The following is an 18,542-nucleotide window of genomic DNA, read 5'->3' on the forward strand; positions in this document are numbered from 1 at the left end:
GCGCAGCGCAAGGCTGAAGCGACTGCCGCTGCGGTCAGGCCCGCGCGCGGGCCTGATCCGAACCGCTATCCAGCCATGCAAGATCGTCCGGCGAAAGTGAGATGTCGAGCGCCTGGAGGCTGTCTTCCAATTCGTCGAGCGAGCGCGGTCCGATCAGCGGGACGGACGGGAAGGGCTGCGCCAGGACATAGGCGAGCGCGACGTGGATCGGGCTTTTGCCCAGCCGCTTGGCGAGCTCGATGGCACGGTCCCGACGGCCGAAATTCTTGTCCGAGTACCAGACCCGGACCAACTCCTCATTGTCGCGCCGGTCGCGGCCGGCGCGGTCGGTGAAGAAGCCACGGCCCTGGCTCGACCAGGCGAAGTTCGGCATCTGCCGGGCGGTAAGCCAGGCCTTCCACGCGTCGCTGGAGGAGGTGACACAGCCTGCCCAGATCGGCTCCAGCATCTCGGCCAGCGAGAAATTGTTGGAAAGCGCGCCGGGCTTCTGCTTGCCGGTGCGCTCGGCATAGGCAATCGCCTCGTCCATGCGTTCCATCGTCCAGTTCGAGCCGCCGAACGGACCGCGAATGCGGCCGGCCTTGACCTCGCGGTCCATCGCGTCGACGAATTCGTCGACCGGCACATCCGGATTGTCGCGGTGCATGAAATAGACGTCGATATGGTCGGTCTGCAGCCGCTCGAGCGACTGGGTGAGCTGCTTGCCGATGACGTCGGGATAGCAGAGCGGCGAGTGCGCGCCCTTGCCGATGACCACCGACTGCTCGCGCACGCCGCGGTTTTTCAGCCATTGGCCGAGCAGCGTCTCGGTATAGCCGGAACCGTAGACGAAGGCGGTGTCGAACAGATTGCCGCCGGCCTCGAAACAGGCGTCGAGCAGGATGGCGCCCGACGAGAAGGTACGGAAATCCTCGAAGCCGAGCGCCAGGCACGAGGCGGGCCGCGGCAGGCCCGGAATGCCGCGCTTGGGGATGGCGGTCCCGCCGGCGCGCAGCTTCCGCCCGGAGATCGTGTTGACGCGCTTTGCCGGTTTCTCGATGTCATATTCGAGCCCGATTGCGGCCCGCCATTTGTCGAGCACGCGCAGATTGCCGAGACTGTCGGCCCAGCCCATGCCGGGCCAGGCGAACTCCTGCTTCCCGCCGAGAATGGCCTCGCCGGCGGCATCGACCTCGAATGCGTAAAGCCAGCCGTCCTCCTTGACCTCGACCACCTCGGTGTCACCCGGACGGATGATGCGGATTTCGCCGGTACCGCCTTGCTTGCCGCCGGCAAACCAGAAATCCGCCACCTCGATGCGGCCCTTGCTGCCGAGAACGCGCAAGACATTGTCCTGCGCGAGCGAGATGCTGCCGGAGACTTCCGCGACGATCCCGCCCGGAAAATGCAACAGCGCCGACGCCCATTCGTCGACGCCGGATTGGCCGAGATGCGCAGCGCCGACGACTTTGTCCGGCTCGGCGAAGGGCTTTCCCGCCGCGGCGCCGGCAATCAGCCGCGCCATCGAGACGGGATAGCCGCCGACATCGAGAATGCCGCCGCCGGCGAGATCCTTGGCGTAGAGACGGTGCTCCGGCATGAAGCCCGGCATGGCGAAGCCGAAGCTGGATTTGATCATCTTGATGTCGCCGATCGCGCCGGCCCTGATCAGCTCGACCAGCTTGGCCGTCTGCGGATGCAGCCGGTACATGAAGGCTTCGCCGAGAAAGGTGCCGGCCTTGCGCGCGGCATGGATCATGGCGTCGGCCTCGAACGCGGTCAGGCCAAGCGGCTTTTCGCAAAGCACATGCTTTCCGGCCTCGGCCGCCTTGATCGCCCATTCGGCATGGCTCGGATGCGGCGTCGAAATATAGATCGCATCGACATTCGGATCGCCAAGCAAAGCCTCGTAGCCGTCGAGGATGCGGGCGCCGGGGAAAGCATCGGTGAGCCCCGCCTTGCCCGGATTACGCGCGCCGATGGCGACCAATGTGCCGGTGCGCGAATGGGCGACGCCGCCGGCAAAGGCCTTGGCGATGTTGCCGGGCCCGAGAATGCCCCAGCGAATTTTTTCTGGTTTGGACGTCATGTCAAATCTCCGTGGGGTGGCCGCGAGCAATCGCGATCGGACAAAAGAAAGATGGGTTAGCGAATGCGTGCGCCGGTGGCGTCGAAGAGAAGCGAGCGGTCGGCTTTGATCGACACCACCAGGTCGTCGCCATTCGCGCGATGCCGCGAGGCCTCGCGCTCGATGATCAGTTCCTCGCGCCCGCCCCCGGTCCCGGAATTGGCATAGACATAGCTCACCGATCCCAAGTGCTCGGCGACGTCGGCCTTGAGGGTAAGGTCGCAATCGCCCTGGCCGGCGTCGAAGAAATGCTCCGGCCGCACGCCGAGCACGACATCGCCGCCTATCGCAGGCAGGGCATCGGAAAGCGGCTTGCGCAGTCGCGCGCCGCGATGGTTGATCAGTTCGACGACCGCTGCGCCGTTGTCGGCGCCAACCAATTTCGCCGCCAGAAAATTCATCTTCGGCGAGCCGACGAAGCCGGCAACGAAGCGGTTGGCGGGGTCGTCGTAGAGATCGAGCGGCGCGCCGATCTGCTCGATATTGCCGGCGTTGAGCACGACGATCCTATCGGCCAGCGTCATCGCCTCGGTCTGGTCGTGCGTCACATAGACCATAGTAACGCCAAGCTCCTTATGAAGGCGCGATATCTCGACGCGCATCTGCACCCTGAGCTCGGCGTCGAGATTGCTGAGCGGTTCGTCGAACAGGAACACTTGCGGCTCACGCACGATGGCACGGCCGATGGCGACGCGCTGGCGCTGGCCGCCCGACAATTGCCGCGGCCGCCGCTTCATCAGCTCGGCGATGCGCAGGATTTCGGAAGCCCGCTTCACCCGCCGCTCGGTATCTGCCTTGGGGTTGCCGGTCATTCTCAGGCCGAAGCTCAGATTCTGCTCGACCGTCATGTGCGGATAGAGCGCGTAGGACTGGAACACCATGGCGATGCCGCGATCGGCCGCCTCGACGTCGTTCACCACTTTGCCGCCAATGGCGATCTCGCCGTCGCTGATGTCCTCGAGCCCGGCGATCATCCGGAGCAGCGTGGACTTGCCGCAGCCGGAAGGGCCGACGAAGACGACGAATTCGCCATCATCGATGTCGATATTGGCGCCGTGGACGATCTCGAAGACGCCGAAGCGCTTGATGACGTTTTTGAGTGTGACTGCCGCCATGCTGATCCTTACTTGATGGCGCCGGCGGCGATGCCGGCAACGAAATGGCGCTGCAGAAGCACGAACACGACGAGCATTGGCGCTGTCAGCATCACCGCGCCCGCCATGATGCCGCCCCAGGACACCTTGGTAAGACCGATCAGCGTGCCGAGCGCCACGGGCGCGGTCATTGCGCCCGGCTTGGAATTGATCAGCAGCGGCCAGAGATAGTTGTTCCAGGAGGCAAGGAAGAGGATGATGGCGAGCGCCGCCAGCATCGGCCGCGCCAGAGGCAGTGCGACGAACAGGAATATCCGCCATTCCTTGACGCCCTCGACCTTGGCGGCGTCGAACAGCTCGTGCGGCATCATCGAAAAACTCTGCCGCATGAACAGCACGCCCAGCGAGTTGAACAGCGGCGGCACGATCAGCGCCACCCAGGTGTTGGCGAGCTTGAAGTCGCGCGCCACCATGATGAATTGCGGTATCAGCACGACCGCATAGGGCAGCGTGATGGTGCCGAAGATGATGGCGACGACCATGCCTTTGCCGAAGAAGTTGTAACGCGCCAGCGCCCAACCGGCCATCGAGGTCAGCATCACCGACAGGAAGGTATAGGTCACCGCCACCGAGACGGAGATGCCGATGGCGCCGATGAAATTGGTGCCGCGCTGCAGATTGCCGACATTGTCGATGAAGTTGCCATGCGGCAAAAGCTCGATGTCGGGGCTGAAGATGCCGTTGTCGGGCATCGTCGAAAAAACCACCATCATCCACAGCGGAAACAACCAGACCAGCGCCAGCGGCGTCAGGAACAGATGCAGCGCGATGCTGCGTCCCAATCTGGCCTGGGAACGGCTGATTCTTGAACGCGAGGTCATTTCGGTTCCCTCGTCAGCCATATCTGTACCAGCGAGATGGCGATCGCCAGCCCGGCCATGGTGTAGGCGATGGCCGAAGCGTAGCCGAAATTGAGCGACCGGAAGCCTTGGCGGTAAAGCAGCAGCCCGAGCGTTTCGGTGCCGCCGCCCGGCCCGCCGCGCTCGGTGATTAGGAAGGGCTCGGTGAACAGCTGCATGGTGCCGATGATCGACAGCACGGCGCAGAACACGATGATCGGCTTGAGCAGCGGCAGCGTGATGTAGAAGAACTGTTTGACCTTGCTGACCCGGTCCAGGGTCGCCGCCTCGTAGACATCCTCGGGAATCGACTGCAGGCCGGCGAGCAGGATGATGGCGTTGTAACCGGCCCAGCGCCACGTCACCGCCATCATGATGACCGCCATCGCCGGGGTGACGTTGGTAAACCAGTCGACGCTGGGCAGGCCGATGCTGTTCAGCAATTTGTTGATGATGCCGTAGTCGAGATTGAACATCAGCCGGAAAACCGCCGAATAGGCGACTTCGCCAACCACGACCGGCGCGAAGAAGGCAAATCGGAACAGGCCACGCGCCTTGAGCAGCGGCGAATTCAAAAGCACCGCCATCACAATCGCCAGCGAAATCATCACCGGCACCTGGATGACAAGGATCAGCAATGTGTTCTTCAAGGCATTGAAGAAGGCCGGATCGCCGATCAGCCGGCCCCAGTTGAAGGTCGGCGCGAACCGCCACGGCACGGTGCGCGTCGCCTGGAACGAGATCAGGAAGGAATCGATGATCGGCCACAGCCAGAAGATCGAAAAGATCAGCAGATAGGGCGCGAGGAAGCGATACGCCGTAGCGTTCTGGTAGCGCATCGTTTTCCTCCTTTCTGCTTTTCAAGTCTCTTGCCTTCTCCCCTTGTGGGAGAAGGTGGATCGGCGCGTAGCGCCGAGACGGTTGAGGGGTGATGGCCGGAGTGCCGCCGGCACCAAGCTGGAGCACCCCTCATCCGTCGCCGTCGGCGACACCTTCTCCCACAAGGGGAGAAGGGGAGCCGCGCACCGGAGCCGTCTCGTCTAGATCACGACTTGACCGGCAGGCCGGTCGCCGCGGCGATCTGGCTTGCGGCATCGTCGAGCGCCGCCTTGGCGTCGGGGTAGCCGCCGGCCAGATATTTGGTCTGCACCGCGCGGATGATGATTTCGGCGTCGCTCTGGAACGGCGTGCCGCGGCTGGGGACGACCTTCGGCAAGGTGCCGAGGATGTCCTTCCACACGGCTTGGCCGCCCCAATAGGGCAGGCCTTCGGAGACATAAGGGTCGTTGAGCGCCGAAATCAGCGACGGCACCAGGCCGAAGCCTTTCAGCATGGTGATCTGGCCCTCATTCGTCGCAAGTGTGTATTTCAGATAGGCGTAGGCGGCTTCCTTGTTCTTCGACACCGAGGTGATGGCGAGCGAGGAGCCGCCGAGATTGGCGGCGCGCGGACCGTCGGCGGTCAGGCTCGGCATCAGATAGACGCCCCATTTGCCTGCCCCATCGGGCGATTCGGTGCGCACGGTGCCTTCATACCAGCCGCCATACATCTGCGTGGCCACCTTGCCGGCGGTGTTGTTGGTGATCTTGGTGCTCCAGTCGGCAGAGGAAATGATGCCGGCGTCCTTCATCTCCTTGATCTTGGTCATGGCATCGACGCATTTGGGCTGGTTGACGGTGATCGATTGACCGTCGGCGGAGAAGTAGGCGCAGCCCTGCTCGTTGGAAATCATGCGGAAAAATTCGGAATCGCCGTTGAAATCGGCGTTGGTCATCGTCACACCGGGATTGGCGGCCTGGATCTTCTTGGCGGCGGCGATGAAATCGTCCCAGGTCTTGATCGAGGACGGATCGACGCCGGCCTTCTCGTAGAAGTCGCGGCGATAGAACATCGCCACCGGGCCGGAATCCCAGGGCATCGCATAGGCCTTGTCATCAACCTCGAGCTCGGTGCGCTTGAAGTCGGGGAATTTTGCCTGGTCTTCGGCGGTGTAGCCGAGCGTGTGCAGGTCGACGAAGCAATCCGGGAACTGGCTCCAGTAGTTTTCGGCTTCGCCGTTCTCGATCGTCACGATGTCCGGCAGCCCCTCGCCGCCGGCGGCGCAGCCGGCGATCGACTTGTCGTAGGTCGGCTGGTTGCCGAGGTCCTCGACGGTCACCTTGATGTCGGGATACTGCTTGTTGAAGCCCGCTATGGTGGCCTTCAGCGACGAAGCGGCGATATTCCAGCTCCAGATCGTGATTTCACCGGACTGCGCAAAGGCCGGGCTGGAGCCCAAGGCAAGCGCGAGCGCGGCGCAGGTCAATTTTATGCGCATTGAAATCCTCCCATTTCAGTTGCTCTCTGTTTGCGAGCGTGGCTAGACTAGGCTTCGAGAACGCCTTGTCCGCGACAAAGGGAATAAGAAATGAGCGGAAAGTAAGATGCCGGAAAGGCCGTTTTACCAGCCCGGCGCCAGCAGCGTGGAGGGCCTGCCGCTGCTGCTGCAGATGTTCCACACCCAGCCCCTGGTGATGCTCAAGCCGCATTGGCACGCCCAGGTCGAGGTGAATTTCATCGTGCGTGGCGCCGTGCATTACCGCATGGACGGGCACGGGCTTTCGCTCTCTGCGGGCGACATGTGCCTGTTCTGGGGCGGCCTGCCGCACCAGATGGACGAAGCCTCCGACGATGCCATCTACGCCGGCGCGCATCTGCCGCTGGTGCATTTCTTCCGGCTGCATTTGCCCGTAGAGGTCCGCAACAGGCTGATGACCGGGGCGACGCTGGTGACCGACGCCACCGACCGGTCGGACGACCACAATTTCGAGCGCTGGAACCGTTATGCCCGCTCCGGCGACCCGGTCAAGGCCGAGCATGCCGTCAACGAGCTTTTGCTGCGGCTGGAGCGGGTGCGCTTCGAGCCTTACCGGCTGGTGCCCGAAACCCCAGCCGAACAGGAGATAGGCAGTCCCTTCGATCAGCAATCGCTGCGCAATGTCGGGCGCATGTGCGACTTCATCGCCGAGAATTTCCTCTACGAGATCGATTGCGTCGACATCGCCGCGGCGGCCGACATCCATCCCAAATACGCGATGAGCATCTTCAAGAAATCGACCGGCATGACGCTCAACGAATATGTGAATTTGCTGCGCCTTAGTTACGCGCAGGCGCTGCTGATGCATCAGGATGCCAATGTGCTGCGCGTCGCCATGGAATCGGGCTTCGGCTCGCTCAGTGCCTTCAACAAGTCGTTCCGCAAGCTTTCCGGCATGTCGCCGTCGGATTTCCGCAGGGGCGTGGCCGGCGCCAGATAACGGCTGGATTCAGCCGATAATACCCAGGCGCCTCGGCAGGCGGTTCATCGGCAGCGGCCCGTTGGCGGCGATCAGGAACTGGTCCTCGAGATTGAAGCTGGCGAGACCGTCGATGTAGAGTGGGATCTCGAACGCCAGCACCATGCCGGCTTCGATCACGACATCGCTGTCGGCCGCAATGAACGGCCATTGCTCGGAAAACACGGAATGGCCGACGCTGTGGCCGAAATGGCCGCGGCGATAGGAACGCAGGCCCTGGCGCGCCAGGCTTTCGCTGGCGGCGCGATGCACGGCGGCGAGCGGCTTTCCGGGCATAAGCGCGGCAAGCCCATCGGCGAAGGCGCGTTCGGCTATCGCATGCAATTCGGCCTGTTCGGGCGACGGCGGCCCGAAGGTGAAATTCCGCGACATGTCGGAGGCATAGCCGTTCACGCTGCACACCATGTCGGCCTTCAGCGGATCGCCGGCGGCGGCGACCGCGTCGGCGCCTTTTGGGCGAGCGCCCAGCGTGACGTATTCGGCCGTCGAGATTTGCAGCGACGACCCGGAGGCTGCATCGGCGACGTCTTGCCGGTAAAGCGCGACCAGCTCAGACTGACGCATGCCGGTCGCCGCATGCTGCTGCAGCCGCGACAGGCCGGCTTCCGACAGGACGATGCCCTGCTGCAGAAGGTCGATTTCGCTTTGCGATTTGATTGCCCGCAGCCTGTCGATAATCGGCGAGCCGTTGACCAGGGCAATGTCCGGCAACATCGCCTGCATCGCGGAAAAATCGCTGGCCGAGACGAAATCCAGCTCGATGCCGAGTGTCGCACGCTCCAGCCCGAATTCTGCGAGGATCGTTTTCAGCTCGCGGACGGAGCGGGCAAGCTCGAAGGTCGCCGGACGTGAAAAGCCGGGGGCGCGGCCAACCAGGCCGGCCTCGATGCGCTGCGCAACGGGCCGGTCGGCCGTCGCCGGCTCGAGCGACGCCGATTCGATCCAGATCGCATGCGTGCGCACCACGGCGCCGGCCATCGCCGCCCGGAGCTGGCCAGCCTGGAAATCCGCCACCACGACGCCGATCGGCAGGTCGCCTCGCCTCGGGATGACCACGAAACCGGCGCCGGCCCGCCGGAACAGGCCGGCCGGGCCGATCCAGGCACCGGTGGCATATTGGAACGCCTCGGGCTCGCAAAGCACCAGCGCCTCGATGCCGGCGCGCTGCATCAGGTCAGTTGCGCGCTCGCGGTCGACAAAGCCGGTCATGGGATCTCCTCGCATGCAATCGAATCCGACGCCGATGCGGCGTCGTTTGGCCTTAGCGTAGATTCAGTGCCGCCGTGGAGCTGCTTTTTTCTCGAAGCGCTGTTCACCTTGAGAGTTGGGCGCCAGGACGGGAAACGAAAAAGCCGCGGCGAACCGCGGCTTTTCAACACAACACAACAAATGGCTGCTTCGAAAGCTTATTCGGTTTCGTCAGAGGTGTCGTCTGCATTGTCTGCCGCGTCTTTCGCTGCCTGTCTTGCCAGCGCTGCCTGCAAGGCCAGAGTGGCCTGTGGTGAGGCCGGTGTCGTCGCAACGACCGCCGCTGCATGAGCAACTCCGGTCGTCGACTTGTCCTTGGCCGCGGCGGAAGTGGCGGCTCCGTGTCCCTGCGAGCCGGCCCCGGCCGAGTTTCCGCCGTTACCGTTGCTGCCGCCATTGCCGTTGCCATTGCCGTTGCCACCGGGAGCAGCGAGGACCGGAGACGCGACAAGGGTGAGAGCGGCTACAGTCGCGAATAGACAGGTGCGCGTTTTCATAATTCCTCCTTCGAGTCGCCCTCCCGCCAGGATGGGTTCCAGATGAAAAACGTCAGGACTTCCGAATCCGAAAGTCGGCTTACATAGCTTTGTTCAAATACAGTATTCTACAAGACGGACCTTGGTCCAAAATCGACACGCAAAAGTCCTGAATTTTATCGTCAGCGTACTTCGCACGACCGCAGCGGCGGGATTTTTGCTGCCGGTAGAATTATCCGCTGCCGCTACGGCGCAGCGTGCGTCGACTGACATGAGGTTAGGATCGAGGAGCCCTCGCTGAGATCATTCAAGGCGATTGAGGAACATTCCTCATTTCGTGAAGTTGGGAGCGCAGGCGCGCTTTTGAGGTGCCGCTCTGCGATCTTGGCGCCAGGAATCGCCGACCATTCAACACCGCCCGAAAAATCGGCTGAATTCCGAAAATTAAACCGGCACCACGTCGCCCATGGCGTCCAAAAAGCTAGTGAGTTCAATTGGATGAATGGCTTGCCCGAAAAGATTCGAACTCCTGACCCCCAGATTCTGGTCTGAGAGTCGAGATCTAGGTGGTTCGAACGTGTCCCCTACTCCGTCAACGCTCCGGCTTCCCACGCCAAGGCACATCATGGTTTAGGAGCTTGGCTGAGATGCTCGAAATGAAGTACCCAACCCATACCTTATTCCATTCTGGAGCTTCCACGTTGATCGTAGCGGCCAAGGCCGCCGAGAATCCGAGATGGTCAATACCAGTGAAATGGTGCAGGTTCTTCTGGACCTACGTGGCAAGCAAGCCGCTGAGCAGACGTAGCTTCCTGATTTCAGCATATGGACCCTCTTTGTAATACGAATTGAAAATTGCGCCCTCATGTTTCAGAACAGGTCGGTAGACCCGCGAGGATGGTTTCGAATCCCGCGGGTCGCTACGGTCCTCAAGGCGAGAATTCTAAGAGACGTTCAACAATGACCCAGCACGCAGAAAACGCTCGAATTCTCATGTACAGCCACGACACGTTCGGGCTCGGCCATTTGCAGCGCTGCCGGACTATCGCGCATTCGCTGGTCGAGGATTTCCGCGGACTTCAGGTGCTTATCATTTCGGGTGCGACTATCGCTGGCGCCTTCGACTACCGCGCCCGTGTCGACTTCGTGAAGATCCCCAGCGTCATCAAGCTGCGTAACGGCGAATACACCTCGCTGGAAAAGGACATCGATCTGCATGAGACGCTAAGGATGCGCCAGTCGATCATCCGCCATACAGCTGAGACCTTCCGGCCGGATATCTTCATCGTCGACAAGGAACCGCTCGGCCTGCGCGGTGAGATTGAGGACACGCTGTCCTACCTCAAGACGCGGGGCACCACGCTGGTGCTTGGCCTGCGCGAGGTGATGGATGCGCCGCATCTGCTCGAAGCAGAGTGGGCACGCAGAGACGTGATGCGCAAGATAGGCGTCTTCTACGACAAGGTCTGGGCCTATGGTCCGCCGGATTTCTACGATCCGTTGACCGGCCTGGATGTACCCCCGGCTGTCAGGGCAAAGATGAGGTTCGTCGGTTTCCTGCAACGGAGCCTGCAGCGGAACGAGTTGCCCGGCCACCGGCCCGAGGGCGACTATATCCTCGTTACCACCGGTGGCGGCGGTGACGGCGCCGATCTGATCCACGACGTCATCGATGCCTATCAGCAGGATCCGCAATTGCAGCATAGAGCCCTGATCGTGCTTGGGCCTTACATGCCGGCGCGCAAGCGCAACAAGCTGCTCAGGAAGGGGTCCAAGATCCCCTACATCAAGATCATCGAGTTCGACAACCGCATGGAAGACCTGATTGCCGGCGCCAAGGCGGTAGTGGCGATGGGCGGCTACAACACCTATTGCGAGATACTGTCTTTCGACAAGCCGGCGCTGATCGTGCCGCGCGTCGAGCCCCGCCGGGAACAACTGATCCGCGCACGGCGCGCAGCCGAACTCGGCCTCATCGAGATGCTTTTGCCGGAAGAAGCCGAGGATTCCCGGCGGTTTGCAGATGCACTGAAGGTGCTGCCGGACCGGCCCCGCCCATCGCAGAGCAATCCGCATCTGACGCTGGAGGGGCTGCCTCACATTTCCGAAATCGTCGCGGAACTGCTCGACCGGCGGGCCGGCCATCACCTTTCGGTCATTGAAGGAATGACCTGAGTTGCAACATCGCAAGATCGTCGTGGTTCTGAAGGGTTATCCGCGGCTGTCCGAAACCTTCATCGCGCAGGAACTGCTCGGTCTTGAGCGTGCGGGGTTCGACCTGATACTCGTCGCGCTCAGGCGGCCGACCGACGAAAAACGCCACCCCGTGCATGACGAGATCAAAGCGCCCGTCCATTATCTACCGGAATATCTGCATGAAGAGCCGCTGCGCGTGCTTCGCTCGCTGTTTGCCTATCTGCTGCGTCCGGGCTTCTGGCGCGCGCTCGGATCGCTGGCTGCCGATATGCCCCGCGACTTTACGCGCAATCGCGCGCGCCGCTTCGGGCAAGCGCTCGTGCTGGCGGCCGAATGGCCGGAAGACGCGGCCTGGCTGCATGCACATTTCGCGCACACACCGGCATCGGTGACGCGCTATGCCAGCCAGCTTCGTGGCCTGCCCTGGACCTGCTCGGCCCATGCCAAGGACATCTGGACTTCGGCGGACTGGGATCTGGCCGGCAAGCTTTCCTCGGCGCGCTGGACGGTCACTTGCACGAAAACCGGCTTCGACCGTCTGAAAAAACTCGCTAACGGCAACTCGTCTGTGCACCTGAGCTATCATGGGCTCGACCTTGATCGCTTCGGCAGTTTCGGCGAGGCGCGAAAGCAGCATGACGGCTCGGCGCCGGACGAACCGGTTGTCGTCCTGAGTGTCGGGCGCGCCGTTGAAAAGAAAGGTTACGATACGTTGCTGCAGGCCCTTGCCCTGTTGCCCGGCGATCTGGCGTGGCGTTTCGAGCATATCGGCGGCGGCGAGGAACTGGAACGGTTCAAGGCGCTAGCGCAAAAGCTCGGCCTGGATGGTCGAGTCTCTTGGCAGGGCGCGCTTGCGCAGGAGGAAGTGCTTGAGCACTACCGCCGCGCCGACATCTTCGCCCTGGCTTGCAGGATCACCGCAAATGGCGACCGCGACGGTCTGCCGAACGTTCTGGTGGAGGCGGCTAGCCAGCGGCTTGCCTGCGTGTCGACCGATATTTCCGGCGTGCCGGAGCTTTTATCGCCGGATGAAACCGGGTTGCTGGTTCCGACGGAAAACCCGATTGCCCTGGCACAGGCGCTGGAGCGCCTGATCCGTGATCCCGTGCTCCGCGACCGCCTCGGCGACGCCGCGGAGCGGCGCGTGCGCGGCAATTTCGATCATATGGCAAGCATTGGACAGCTCAAGGAACTGTTCGAGCGGGAGTGGCGGGCCGCCGAATGAAGCGGCTGCGCGCTTTCTTCTATGTCCAGCACCTGCTCGGCATCGGCCATCTCGCGCGCGCCAGCCGCGTTGCAGCGGCTCTGGTCGAGGACGGGTTTGACGTAACTGTCGTTACCGGCGGAGCGCCGATCGCCGGGTTTCCGGGACTGGGGATAAAATCTGTAACCCTGCCACCTGTCACCTCCGGTGATGAAGGATTTTCCGGACTTGTCGACCTGCAGGGCAACCCGATCGACGATGATTTCAAGAAATGGCGTTCGGAGATGCTGCTGCAGGCATTCCGGGATTGCAGGCCTGATATCGTCATTGTCGAGGCGTTTCCATTTGGGCGCCGGCAGATGCGTTTCGAACTCTTGCCGCTGATCGAGGCCATCGACGCGACGTCGCCCAGACCGCTGCTGGCGACGTCCGTCCGTGATATTCTCCAGGAGCGCGTCAAGCCGGGCCGAAACGAGGAAACGGTCGATCTCATCAACAGGCATTTCGATCTTGTTATGGTCCACGGCGATCCGGCTTTCGCAACCATCGACAGGACATTTCCACTGGCTGGGGCGATCAGGGCCGAGGTCACCTACACAGGGCTCGTTGCCGCGCCGCCATCGCCCGCGGCCTCCGAGCGCTTCGATGTTCTGGTGTCGGTTGGCGGCGGGGCTGCCGGAAAGAGCCTTGTCAGCTCCACCATCGCAGCGGCGCGGAATGCCAACAACGCTTGGAAATGGTGTTTGATCACCGGCCCAAACCTGCCGAAAGACGAGTTTGACGCGATCGCACGCGATGCCACGCCGGGCCTGTCCATCTTCCGGTTCCGCGAGGACTTCGCCAGCCTGCTGACCGGCGCCCGCCTGTCAGTCTCGCAGGCGGGTTACAACACGGTCTGCGATGTCCTGCGCGCGGGTTGTCGCTCCCTGCTCGTTCCATTTGCCGCCGGCGGCGAAACCGAACAGACGGTTCGCGCCCTGATGCTCGAAGAACTCGGTCTTGCAACGGTGCTGATGGAAAAGGACCTAACGCCTGAAGGTTTGGCGCAAGCGATCGGACAGGCGCTTGTGGGACCGACGCCATCCGCGCATCGCCTCGATCTGCAGGGCGCGCGTCGCTCGGCGCAAATCCTGCGCGAGCGGTATCGAACATGGTCCCTAAATGTGGCGCCCGGTTTCGGAAAAGTTCATGATCAAACAGACGATAGATCCTAGAGCAACTCATCGTTTCACGCCGAACCGCTCTATCTCTTTGTTTTGACGCAATTCCAAAGGGAAAGCGTTACGCGCTTTCCCGGGAAAACCGTTTCACACTTTTCCTGGAATTGCTCTAAAGCGTCGCGTCTGGTGAGATTCGTGCGACGCGCATCAAGTCCTGTTTTTATGCGTGTCGTTGTCCCAAAACCGCTACGCACTTTGCGCGAAATGCATCAAACAGTTCCAATCAGCATGAAGCGCGTATAATTTTTTGTCGGCAGTTCGCCGGAGAACCGCACCTCCCGTAGCGCCGCCATTTCCTCGAAGGCTGCAAGCGAAGCCACGCAGTTGATGTGCGTCGGCTCGCTGAAATAATCGTTCGATTGCAGCAGTACATTCGTGCCCGGCGGAAGCAGAGCAAGCCAGGCGCGCAGATCGGCTATGTGTTCGCAGCTCGTATTGACCATCAGGTCGGGCCGCCCGGCCGCATAGTCGAGTGCGTACATATCTGCAGTCAGTGCCCGGAACCGGTCGCCGGCTTCCCGGTTGAGGGTCCGGGCGACCGGCGCGACTTCGGGATCGATGTCGATGCTATCGACCGCCGCGATGTCGAAGCGGGCATCGTTGAAAAGCATTGCCGGCAATACGCCGTACCATCCACCCAGGACCCATATGCGCTCGAACCGGCCGCCGCAGCTTTCGAACAGCCTGTCGAGCGCCCACATCTTGCAGGCGACCTGCTTGTGGTTGAAGGCGTTGGCGATATCGGCCTTCGGATGCTTGGCGACGACGCGCGCCAGCCCTGACACGAGAGGGCAGTTGACATAAGCAGCAATTCCCCGCGTGAGGTCCAAGGCTTGCTCGTGCCAGTCCATGGCATTGCGTGGTTGCGTGACATCCATCATAATTCGTCTTGTATGTTGGGATTTTGGGCGACACAACGCAATCTTGCCTCCCGCAAGACTGTTTGATTCCGCGGACGTGATCATGCTGCAAGCCGCTTGGCTATTGCCCGGTGCCGGAGAGAGCCTGTTGCATCTGTCCGGATCATCTACGTCCATCCGCCAGCACCAGCCGCGCGGCTGCGGCCTCGTGCTGCTCGGCTGTTCGCCAAAACCCTACGGAAGCCGCGGACCGTTTGGCCAGCTGCTTTCTTCGCCGATCAACAATGCCCATGTCGTTGCCATCGACCATGCGCCGGAACTGGATCGCGCCGCCTCGCAGGTTCCTTGCGTCGTTGACCGCTGGACAATGTCCGTGCACAGCAGCTTCGAGCTCATCGTTGGCGACGAAGAAATTGCCGATACGCCATTCGCCAGCAGGTGCTTTTACATCCTGCATCCTTCCAACTGAAGGGTCCACAGTCGCATATGGAAGCCAGCCTAGCCCGCTATATCTGGACGCACACCAAGAAGCAGCAGCTCTGGATATTGATGATCGTCGTGCTTTCGATGATCCCGTATTTCATGTCCTTCGACCTGCCGAAGCTGATCGTCAACGGCCCGATCCAAGGTCGCGGCTTCGAGCAACCGGGCGCGACCCAGCCATTCATGAGGCTACACTATAACCTGCCGTTCATTGGAGAGGTCCAGTTCTTCTCCGGTTTTCAGCTCGACCGCATGGAGACCCTGTTTGCCCTGAGCCTTGTGTTCCTCTTACTAGTCGTCATCAACGGCCTGTTCAAATTCTACATCAACACCTACAAGGGCCGCCTCGGCGAACGCATGCTGCGGCGTATCCGCTTCGATCTGGTCGACCGCGTGCTGCGTTTTCCGCCGGTTTACTTCAAGCGGGTCAAATCCGCCGAAGTGGCGACCATGGTGAAGGACGAGGTGGAGCCGCTGGGCGGCTTCATCGGCGACGCCTTCCTGCAGCCGGTGCTGCTCGGCGGCCAGGCGCTGACGGCCATGCTGTTCATCATGATCCAGAACGTCTGGCTCGGAATGATAGCGGTCGTGATCGTGGCGATCCAGATCGTGCTCATCCCGCGAATGCGGCGGCGGCTGATCGTGCTCGGGCGCCAACGGCAGTTGACGGCGCGCGCGCTTTCGGGCCGGGTTGGCGAAATCGTCGACGGCATCGGCGCGGTTCACGTCCACGATACATCAAACTACGAGCGCGCCGACATAGCTGCCCGGCTCGGGCTCATCTTCAAGATCCGCTTCGATCTTTACCAATGGAAATTCATGGTGAAGTTCCTCAACAATTTTCTCGCGCAGCTCACGCCCTTTCTGTTCTACATGATCGGCGGGTATCTGGTCCTCCAGGGGCGGCTGGACGTCGGCCAGCTCGTGGCCGTGATCGGCGCCTACAAGGACCTGCCCGGACCGATGAAGGAACTGATCGACTGGGATCAGGATCGGCAGGATGTCCAGGTCAAATATCAACAGGTCGTTGAACAGTTCACCGTCGAAGGTCTCATCGCGCCGAAAATCGGGGCATTGACGATCGACGATCCCGATCCGATGAGCAAGCCGCTGTCGGCGATCAATCTGTCCATAGCAGACGATGGCGGTGCAATGCTCCTCAACCGCATCTCCCTCCAGGTCAAGCCGGGTGAGACGGTGGCGCTGGTCAGTACCGCAACAGGTGGAGCGGAGGCGCTTGCAGAAGCCTTCGCGCGGCTGAACTGGCCGGACAGCGGAAGGGTCGCTTCGGGCAGCGACGACCTGCTTGAACTTCCCGAAGCAGTAACCGGCCGGCGCATGTCGTATGCCTCGTCGGATGTTTTCCTGTTCCAGGCAAGCCTCCGCGACAACCTGCTCTACGGGTTGAAGCATGCGCCGCTGACATCGGTGCCTTACGACGGTGCTGCGGCAGACCAGCACCGCTGGAACATCCACGAGGCGCGCCGGTCGGGCAATCCGGATCTTGATATCCACAGCGACTGGATAAACTATGCTTCCGCTGGCGCTACCGGCCCGCACGACCTCTTTGAAGCCGTGCGCCGGGTGCTCGACGCGGTTGTTCTGTCGCGCGACATTCTGGATCTTGGCTTGCGCTCTTCGGCCGACCTCACGCGTCACACGGAGCTTGCCAGGCGGATCGTCGAGCTGCGTGCGGCGCTGCGGACCCGGCTGGAACAAGAAGGGCTGAGCGGACTGGTGGTTCCTTTCGAACCGGGCGCCTACAATAAGGAAGCAACGATCGGCCAAAACCTGCTCTTCGGCGCTGCCGCCGGCCCCGAACTGGCCGACAGGGCCCTGGCGGCCAATCCCTATTTTGCGTCCGTGCTGAGGCAAGCCGGCCTCGACCGCACGCTCTATGAAATGGGCCTGGAGATCGCCAAACAGGCGATCGAGCTGTTTGCCGACCTGCCGCCCGATCACCAGTTCTTCCAGCAGCTCGCCTTCATGAGCGCCGAGGAGATACCCGCCTACGAAACCTTGCTGCAACGGCTCAAGAACCGTCCCTACGAGGCGGTTTCGGAGAACGATCGCGCCATGATCGTCACCTTGAGCTTTGCCTATATCGAGCCCCGGCACCGCTTCGGCCTGCTGAGCGACGAACTGATGAGCAAGATCGTCGCTGCACGCAACCGGTTCTATGAAGACCTGCCGCCCGAGCTGCACAATGCGGTCGAACGGTATGATCCTGCCAAATACATTGCCGCGGCCACCGTCATGGATAATGTCCTGTTCGGCCGTGTGGGCAACAATCATCCCGATGCGCCGGACCGCATACGCTCCATCGTCTATGACATTCTTGACGAACTGGGGCTTTATGGCGAACTTCTGGATGTCGGCCTGGACTTCAACGTCGGCTCCGGCGGCAGGCGGCTGACCGGTGGACAGCGACAGAAGCTCGATGTTGCGCGAGCCTTGCTCAAGCGTCCCGATTTTCTCATTCTCAACCGGCCGCTGTCGGCGCTCGACCAGCGCATGCAGGATAAGGTGCTGCGAAATGTGCTCGAGGAAGCCAGGCGCGACGGTTATTCGCCGGCAATTGTGTGGGTCGTGACGAATCCGGCAATGGCGATGATGTTCGATCGCGTTATCGTCTTCGACTCGGGTCAATTGGCGGAAGACGGAACACAGGAGACACTTTTGGCAGGGAACGGTATCTTCAAGGAACTGTTGTCATAGAGCAACGGACATTCAGATGGGATCATTCTGCCGGTGCACGACATCGGGCTCGCCACCTTTCGCGTGGTTTGTCTCGCGGTTCCGGAAAGAGAATTGATTCCATCTGGGCGTCCGTTGCTCTAGTCTGGCAAACGCGAATTTTGGAAGGTTTGCGACAATGCTGCTCAAGGATGAAGTTGGAATGCTGCAACGCGTTCCCTTGTTCTCTGCCATCGAGCCGACAAAGCTTAAGCTGCTTGCGTTCACATCCGATCGTGTGAGCTACAGCGCCGGCCAGATCCTTTTCCGGCAGGGCGACGAGGGAGACGCCGCCTATGTCATCCTTTCAGGCAGGGCGGATATTCTTGTCGATTCCGACAGCGGACCGATAAAAGTTGCCGAACTGGAGCCAAATTCGATCGTCGGCGAGATCGCCATATTGTGCAACAGCTCCCGCACTGCCACCGTCAGAGCGGCAAGTCCGCTGGAAGCCCTGAGAATCCGCAAGGATCATTTCCTGAGGCTTATGAGGGAGTTCCCGGAAATGACCATCGAGATATTGCGGGTTCTTGCCGATCGCCTAAGCCATACGACGGCGGATCTGATCGACGCACGAAGCGCCAAATAACAAAGGACGTGCGCTCGATCCTCGCCGTCGTGACGGCACTGTCCTCTCGCTGAGAAGGTCACCCGGAGAGAGCCTGTCTCGCCTAGCAGCAGTTG

At 61.5% G+C, this 18,542-nt stretch carries 15 protein-coding genes; 7 read left to right on the top strand and 8 right to left on the bottom strand.

Translation table 11 applies throughout. The features are described 5' to 3' along the window. Positions 1-34: 34 nt before the first annotated feature. The 5 genes from NKG60_RS18755 to NKG60_RS18775 form a co-directional block, all read right to left on the bottom strand. A complete protein-coding gene (locus NKG60_RS18755; protein WP_352665272.1) occupies positions 35-2,068 on the bottom strand; it encodes an aldo/keto reductase in 2,034 nt (677 codons plus the stop codon). A 56-nt stretch (positions 2,069-2,124) separates the two neighbouring features. Continuing rightward, the gene (locus NKG60_RS18760; RefSeq protein WP_352665273.1) at positions 2,125-3,222 is read right to left on the bottom strand and encodes an ABC transporter ATP-binding protein; all 1,098 of its coding nucleotides are present in this window, start codon (positions 3,220-3,222) and stop codon (positions 2,125-2,127) included. Between the two features lie 8 nt (positions 3,223-3,230). Then, a complete protein-coding gene (locus NKG60_RS18765) occupies positions 3,231-4,082 on the bottom strand; it encodes a carbohydrate ABC transporter permease (RefSeq protein ID WP_352665275.1) in 852 nt (283 codons plus the stop codon). Further along, positions 4,079-4,939 carry a carbohydrate ABC transporter permease gene (locus NKG60_RS18770; RefSeq protein WP_023720572.1) on the bottom strand — a complete coding sequence of 287 codons (861 nt, stop codon included), beginning with the start codon at positions 4,937-4,939 and terminating at the stop codon, positions 4,079-4,081. Before NKG60_RS18770 ends, NKG60_RS18765 begins: the two co-directional genes overlap by 4 nt. Before the next feature lie 206 nt (positions 4,940-5,145). Continuing rightward, positions 5,146-6,417 (bottom strand): extracellular solute-binding protein, encoded by a 1,272-nt coding sequence (locus tag NKG60_RS18775; RefSeq protein ID WP_023675947.1) that lies wholly within the window; start codon positions 6,415-6,417, stop codon positions 5,146-5,148. 106 nt (positions 6,418-6,523) lie between these two features. Between NKG60_RS18775 and NKG60_RS18780 the strand changes: the two genes are divergently transcribed. Beyond that, complete coding sequence (locus NKG60_RS18780; protein ID WP_352665276.1) at positions 6,524-7,396, top strand: helix-turn-helix domain-containing protein; 873 nt, start codon at positions 6,524-6,526, stop codon at positions 7,394-7,396. A gap of 9 nt (positions 7,397-7,405) precedes the next feature. Here NKG60_RS18780 and NKG60_RS18785 read toward each other — a convergent pair whose 3' ends face one another. Then, entirely contained in the window at positions 7,406-8,644 is a 1,239-nt protein-coding gene (locus NKG60_RS18785; RefSeq protein ID WP_352665277.1) for a M24 family metallopeptidase, read from the bottom strand. 197 nt (positions 8,645-8,841) lie between these two features. Beyond that, on the bottom strand, positions 8,842-9,180 hold the full coding sequence (locus NKG60_RS18790) for a hypothetical protein (RefSeq protein WP_352665279.1): 339 nt from the start codon (positions 9,178-9,180) through the stop codon (positions 8,842-8,844). A 939-nt stretch (positions 9,181-10,119) separates the two neighbouring features. On the opposite strand from NKG60_RS18790, the gene NKG60_RS18795 reads away from it, so the two are divergent. Genes NKG60_RS18795 through NKG60_RS18805 form a run of 3 tightly spaced genes read left to right on the top strand, consistent with a single transcriptional unit; the run spans position 10,120 to position 13,773 of the window. Then, positions 10,120-11,334 carry a glycosyltransferase family protein gene (locus NKG60_RS18795; RefSeq protein ID WP_292654357.1) on the top strand — a complete coding sequence of 405 codons (1,215 nt, stop codon included), beginning with the start codon at positions 10,120-10,122 and terminating at the stop codon, positions 11,332-11,334. Position 11,335: 1 nt separating this feature from the next. Beyond that, positions 11,336-12,580, top strand: coding sequence for a glycosyltransferase (locus tag NKG60_RS18800; protein WP_352975327.1), 1,245 nt, complete (start codon positions 11,336-11,338; stop codon positions 12,578-12,580). Further along, entirely contained in the window at positions 12,577-13,773 is a 1,197-nt protein-coding gene (locus NKG60_RS18805) for a glycosyltransferase family protein (RefSeq protein ID WP_352665282.1), read from the top strand. The genes NKG60_RS18800 and NKG60_RS18805 overlap by 4 nt, the downstream gene beginning before the upstream one ends. Positions 13,774-13,988: 215 nt before the next feature. On the opposite strand, the gene NKG60_RS18810 is transcribed toward NKG60_RS18805, so the two are convergent. Beyond that, complete coding sequence (locus NKG60_RS18810; RefSeq protein WP_352975329.1) at positions 13,989-14,657, bottom strand: class I SAM-dependent methyltransferase; 669 nt, start codon at positions 14,655-14,657, stop codon at positions 13,989-13,991. Positions 14,658-14,742: 85 nt separating this feature from the next. On the opposite strand from NKG60_RS18810, the gene NKG60_RS18815 reads away from it, so the two are divergent. From NKG60_RS18815 to NKG60_RS18825, 3 genes are all read left to right on the top strand, one after another. Beyond that, positions 14,743-15,108, top strand: coding sequence for a hypothetical protein (locus tag NKG60_RS18815; protein WP_352665285.1), 366 nt, complete (start codon positions 14,743-14,745; stop codon positions 15,106-15,108). A gap of 17 nt (positions 15,109-15,125) precedes the next feature. After that, entirely contained in the window at positions 15,126-17,840 is a 2,715-nt protein-coding gene (locus NKG60_RS18820) for an ABC transporter transmembrane domain-containing protein (RefSeq protein WP_352665286.1), read from the top strand. A gap of 157 nt (positions 17,841-17,997) precedes the next feature. Next, entirely contained in the window at positions 17,998-18,447 is a 450-nt protein-coding gene (locus tag NKG60_RS18825; RefSeq protein ID WP_023675957.1) for a cyclic nucleotide-binding domain-containing protein, read from the top strand. Positions 18,448-18,542: the final 95 nt, after the last annotated feature.

The organism is Mesorhizobium sp. M1428, from assembly GCF_040317515.1.
In the GTDB taxonomy this organism is placed as follows: Bacteria; Pseudomonadota; Alphaproteobacteria; order Rhizobiales; family Rhizobiaceae; genus Mesorhizobium.

Coding starts and splice junctions, on each gene's coding strand:
- NKG60_RS18775 (WP_023675947.1), bottom strand. CDS start 6,417: ATGCGCATAAAATTGACCTGCGCCGCGCTCGCGCTTGCCTTGGGCTCC.
- NKG60_RS18785 (WP_352665277.1), bottom strand. CDS start 8,644: ATGACCGGCTTTGTCGACCGCGAGCGCGCAACTGACCTGATGCAGCGC.
- NKG60_RS18780 (WP_352665276.1), top strand. CDS start 6,524: ATGCCGGAAAGGCCGTTTTACCAGCCCGGCGCCAGCAGCGTGGAGGGC.
- NKG60_RS18790 (WP_352665279.1), bottom strand. CDS start 9,180: ATGAAAACGCGCACCTGTCTATTCGCGACTGTAGCCGCTCTCACCCTT.
- NKG60_RS18795 (WP_292654357.1), top strand. CDS start 10,120: ATGACCCAGCACGCAGAAAACGCTCGAATTCTCATGTACAGCCACGAC.
- NKG60_RS18815 (WP_352665285.1), top strand. CDS start 14,743: ATGCTGCAAGCCGCTTGGCTATTGCCCGGTGCCGGAGAGAGCCTGTTG.
- NKG60_RS18805 (WP_352665282.1), top strand. CDS start 12,577: ATGAAGCGGCTGCGCGCTTTCTTCTATGTCCAGCACCTGCTCGGCATC.
- NKG60_RS18820 (WP_352665286.1), top strand. CDS start 15,126: ATGGAAGCCAGCCTAGCCCGCTATATCTGGACGCACACCAAGAAGCAG.
- NKG60_RS18760 (WP_352665273.1), bottom strand. CDS start 3,222: ATGGCGGCAGTCACACTCAAAAACGTCATCAAGCGCTTCGGCGTCTTC.
- NKG60_RS18825 (WP_023675957.1), top strand. CDS start 17,998: ATGCTGCTCAAGGATGAAGTTGGAATGCTGCAACGCGTTCCCTTGTTC.
- NKG60_RS18755 (WP_352665272.1), bottom strand. CDS start 2,068: ATGACGTCCAAACCAGAAAAAATTCGCTGGGGCATTCTCGGGCCCGGC.
- NKG60_RS18765 (WP_352665275.1), bottom strand. CDS start 4,082: ATGACCTCGCGTTCAAGAATCAGCCGTTCCCAGGCCAGATTGGGACGC.
- NKG60_RS18810 (WP_352975329.1), bottom strand. CDS start 14,657: ATGGATGTCACGCAACCACGCAATGCCATGGACTGGCACGAGCAAGCC.
- NKG60_RS18770 (WP_023720572.1), bottom strand. CDS start 4,939: ATGCGCTACCAGAACGCTACGGCGTATCGCTTCCTCGCGCCCTATCTG.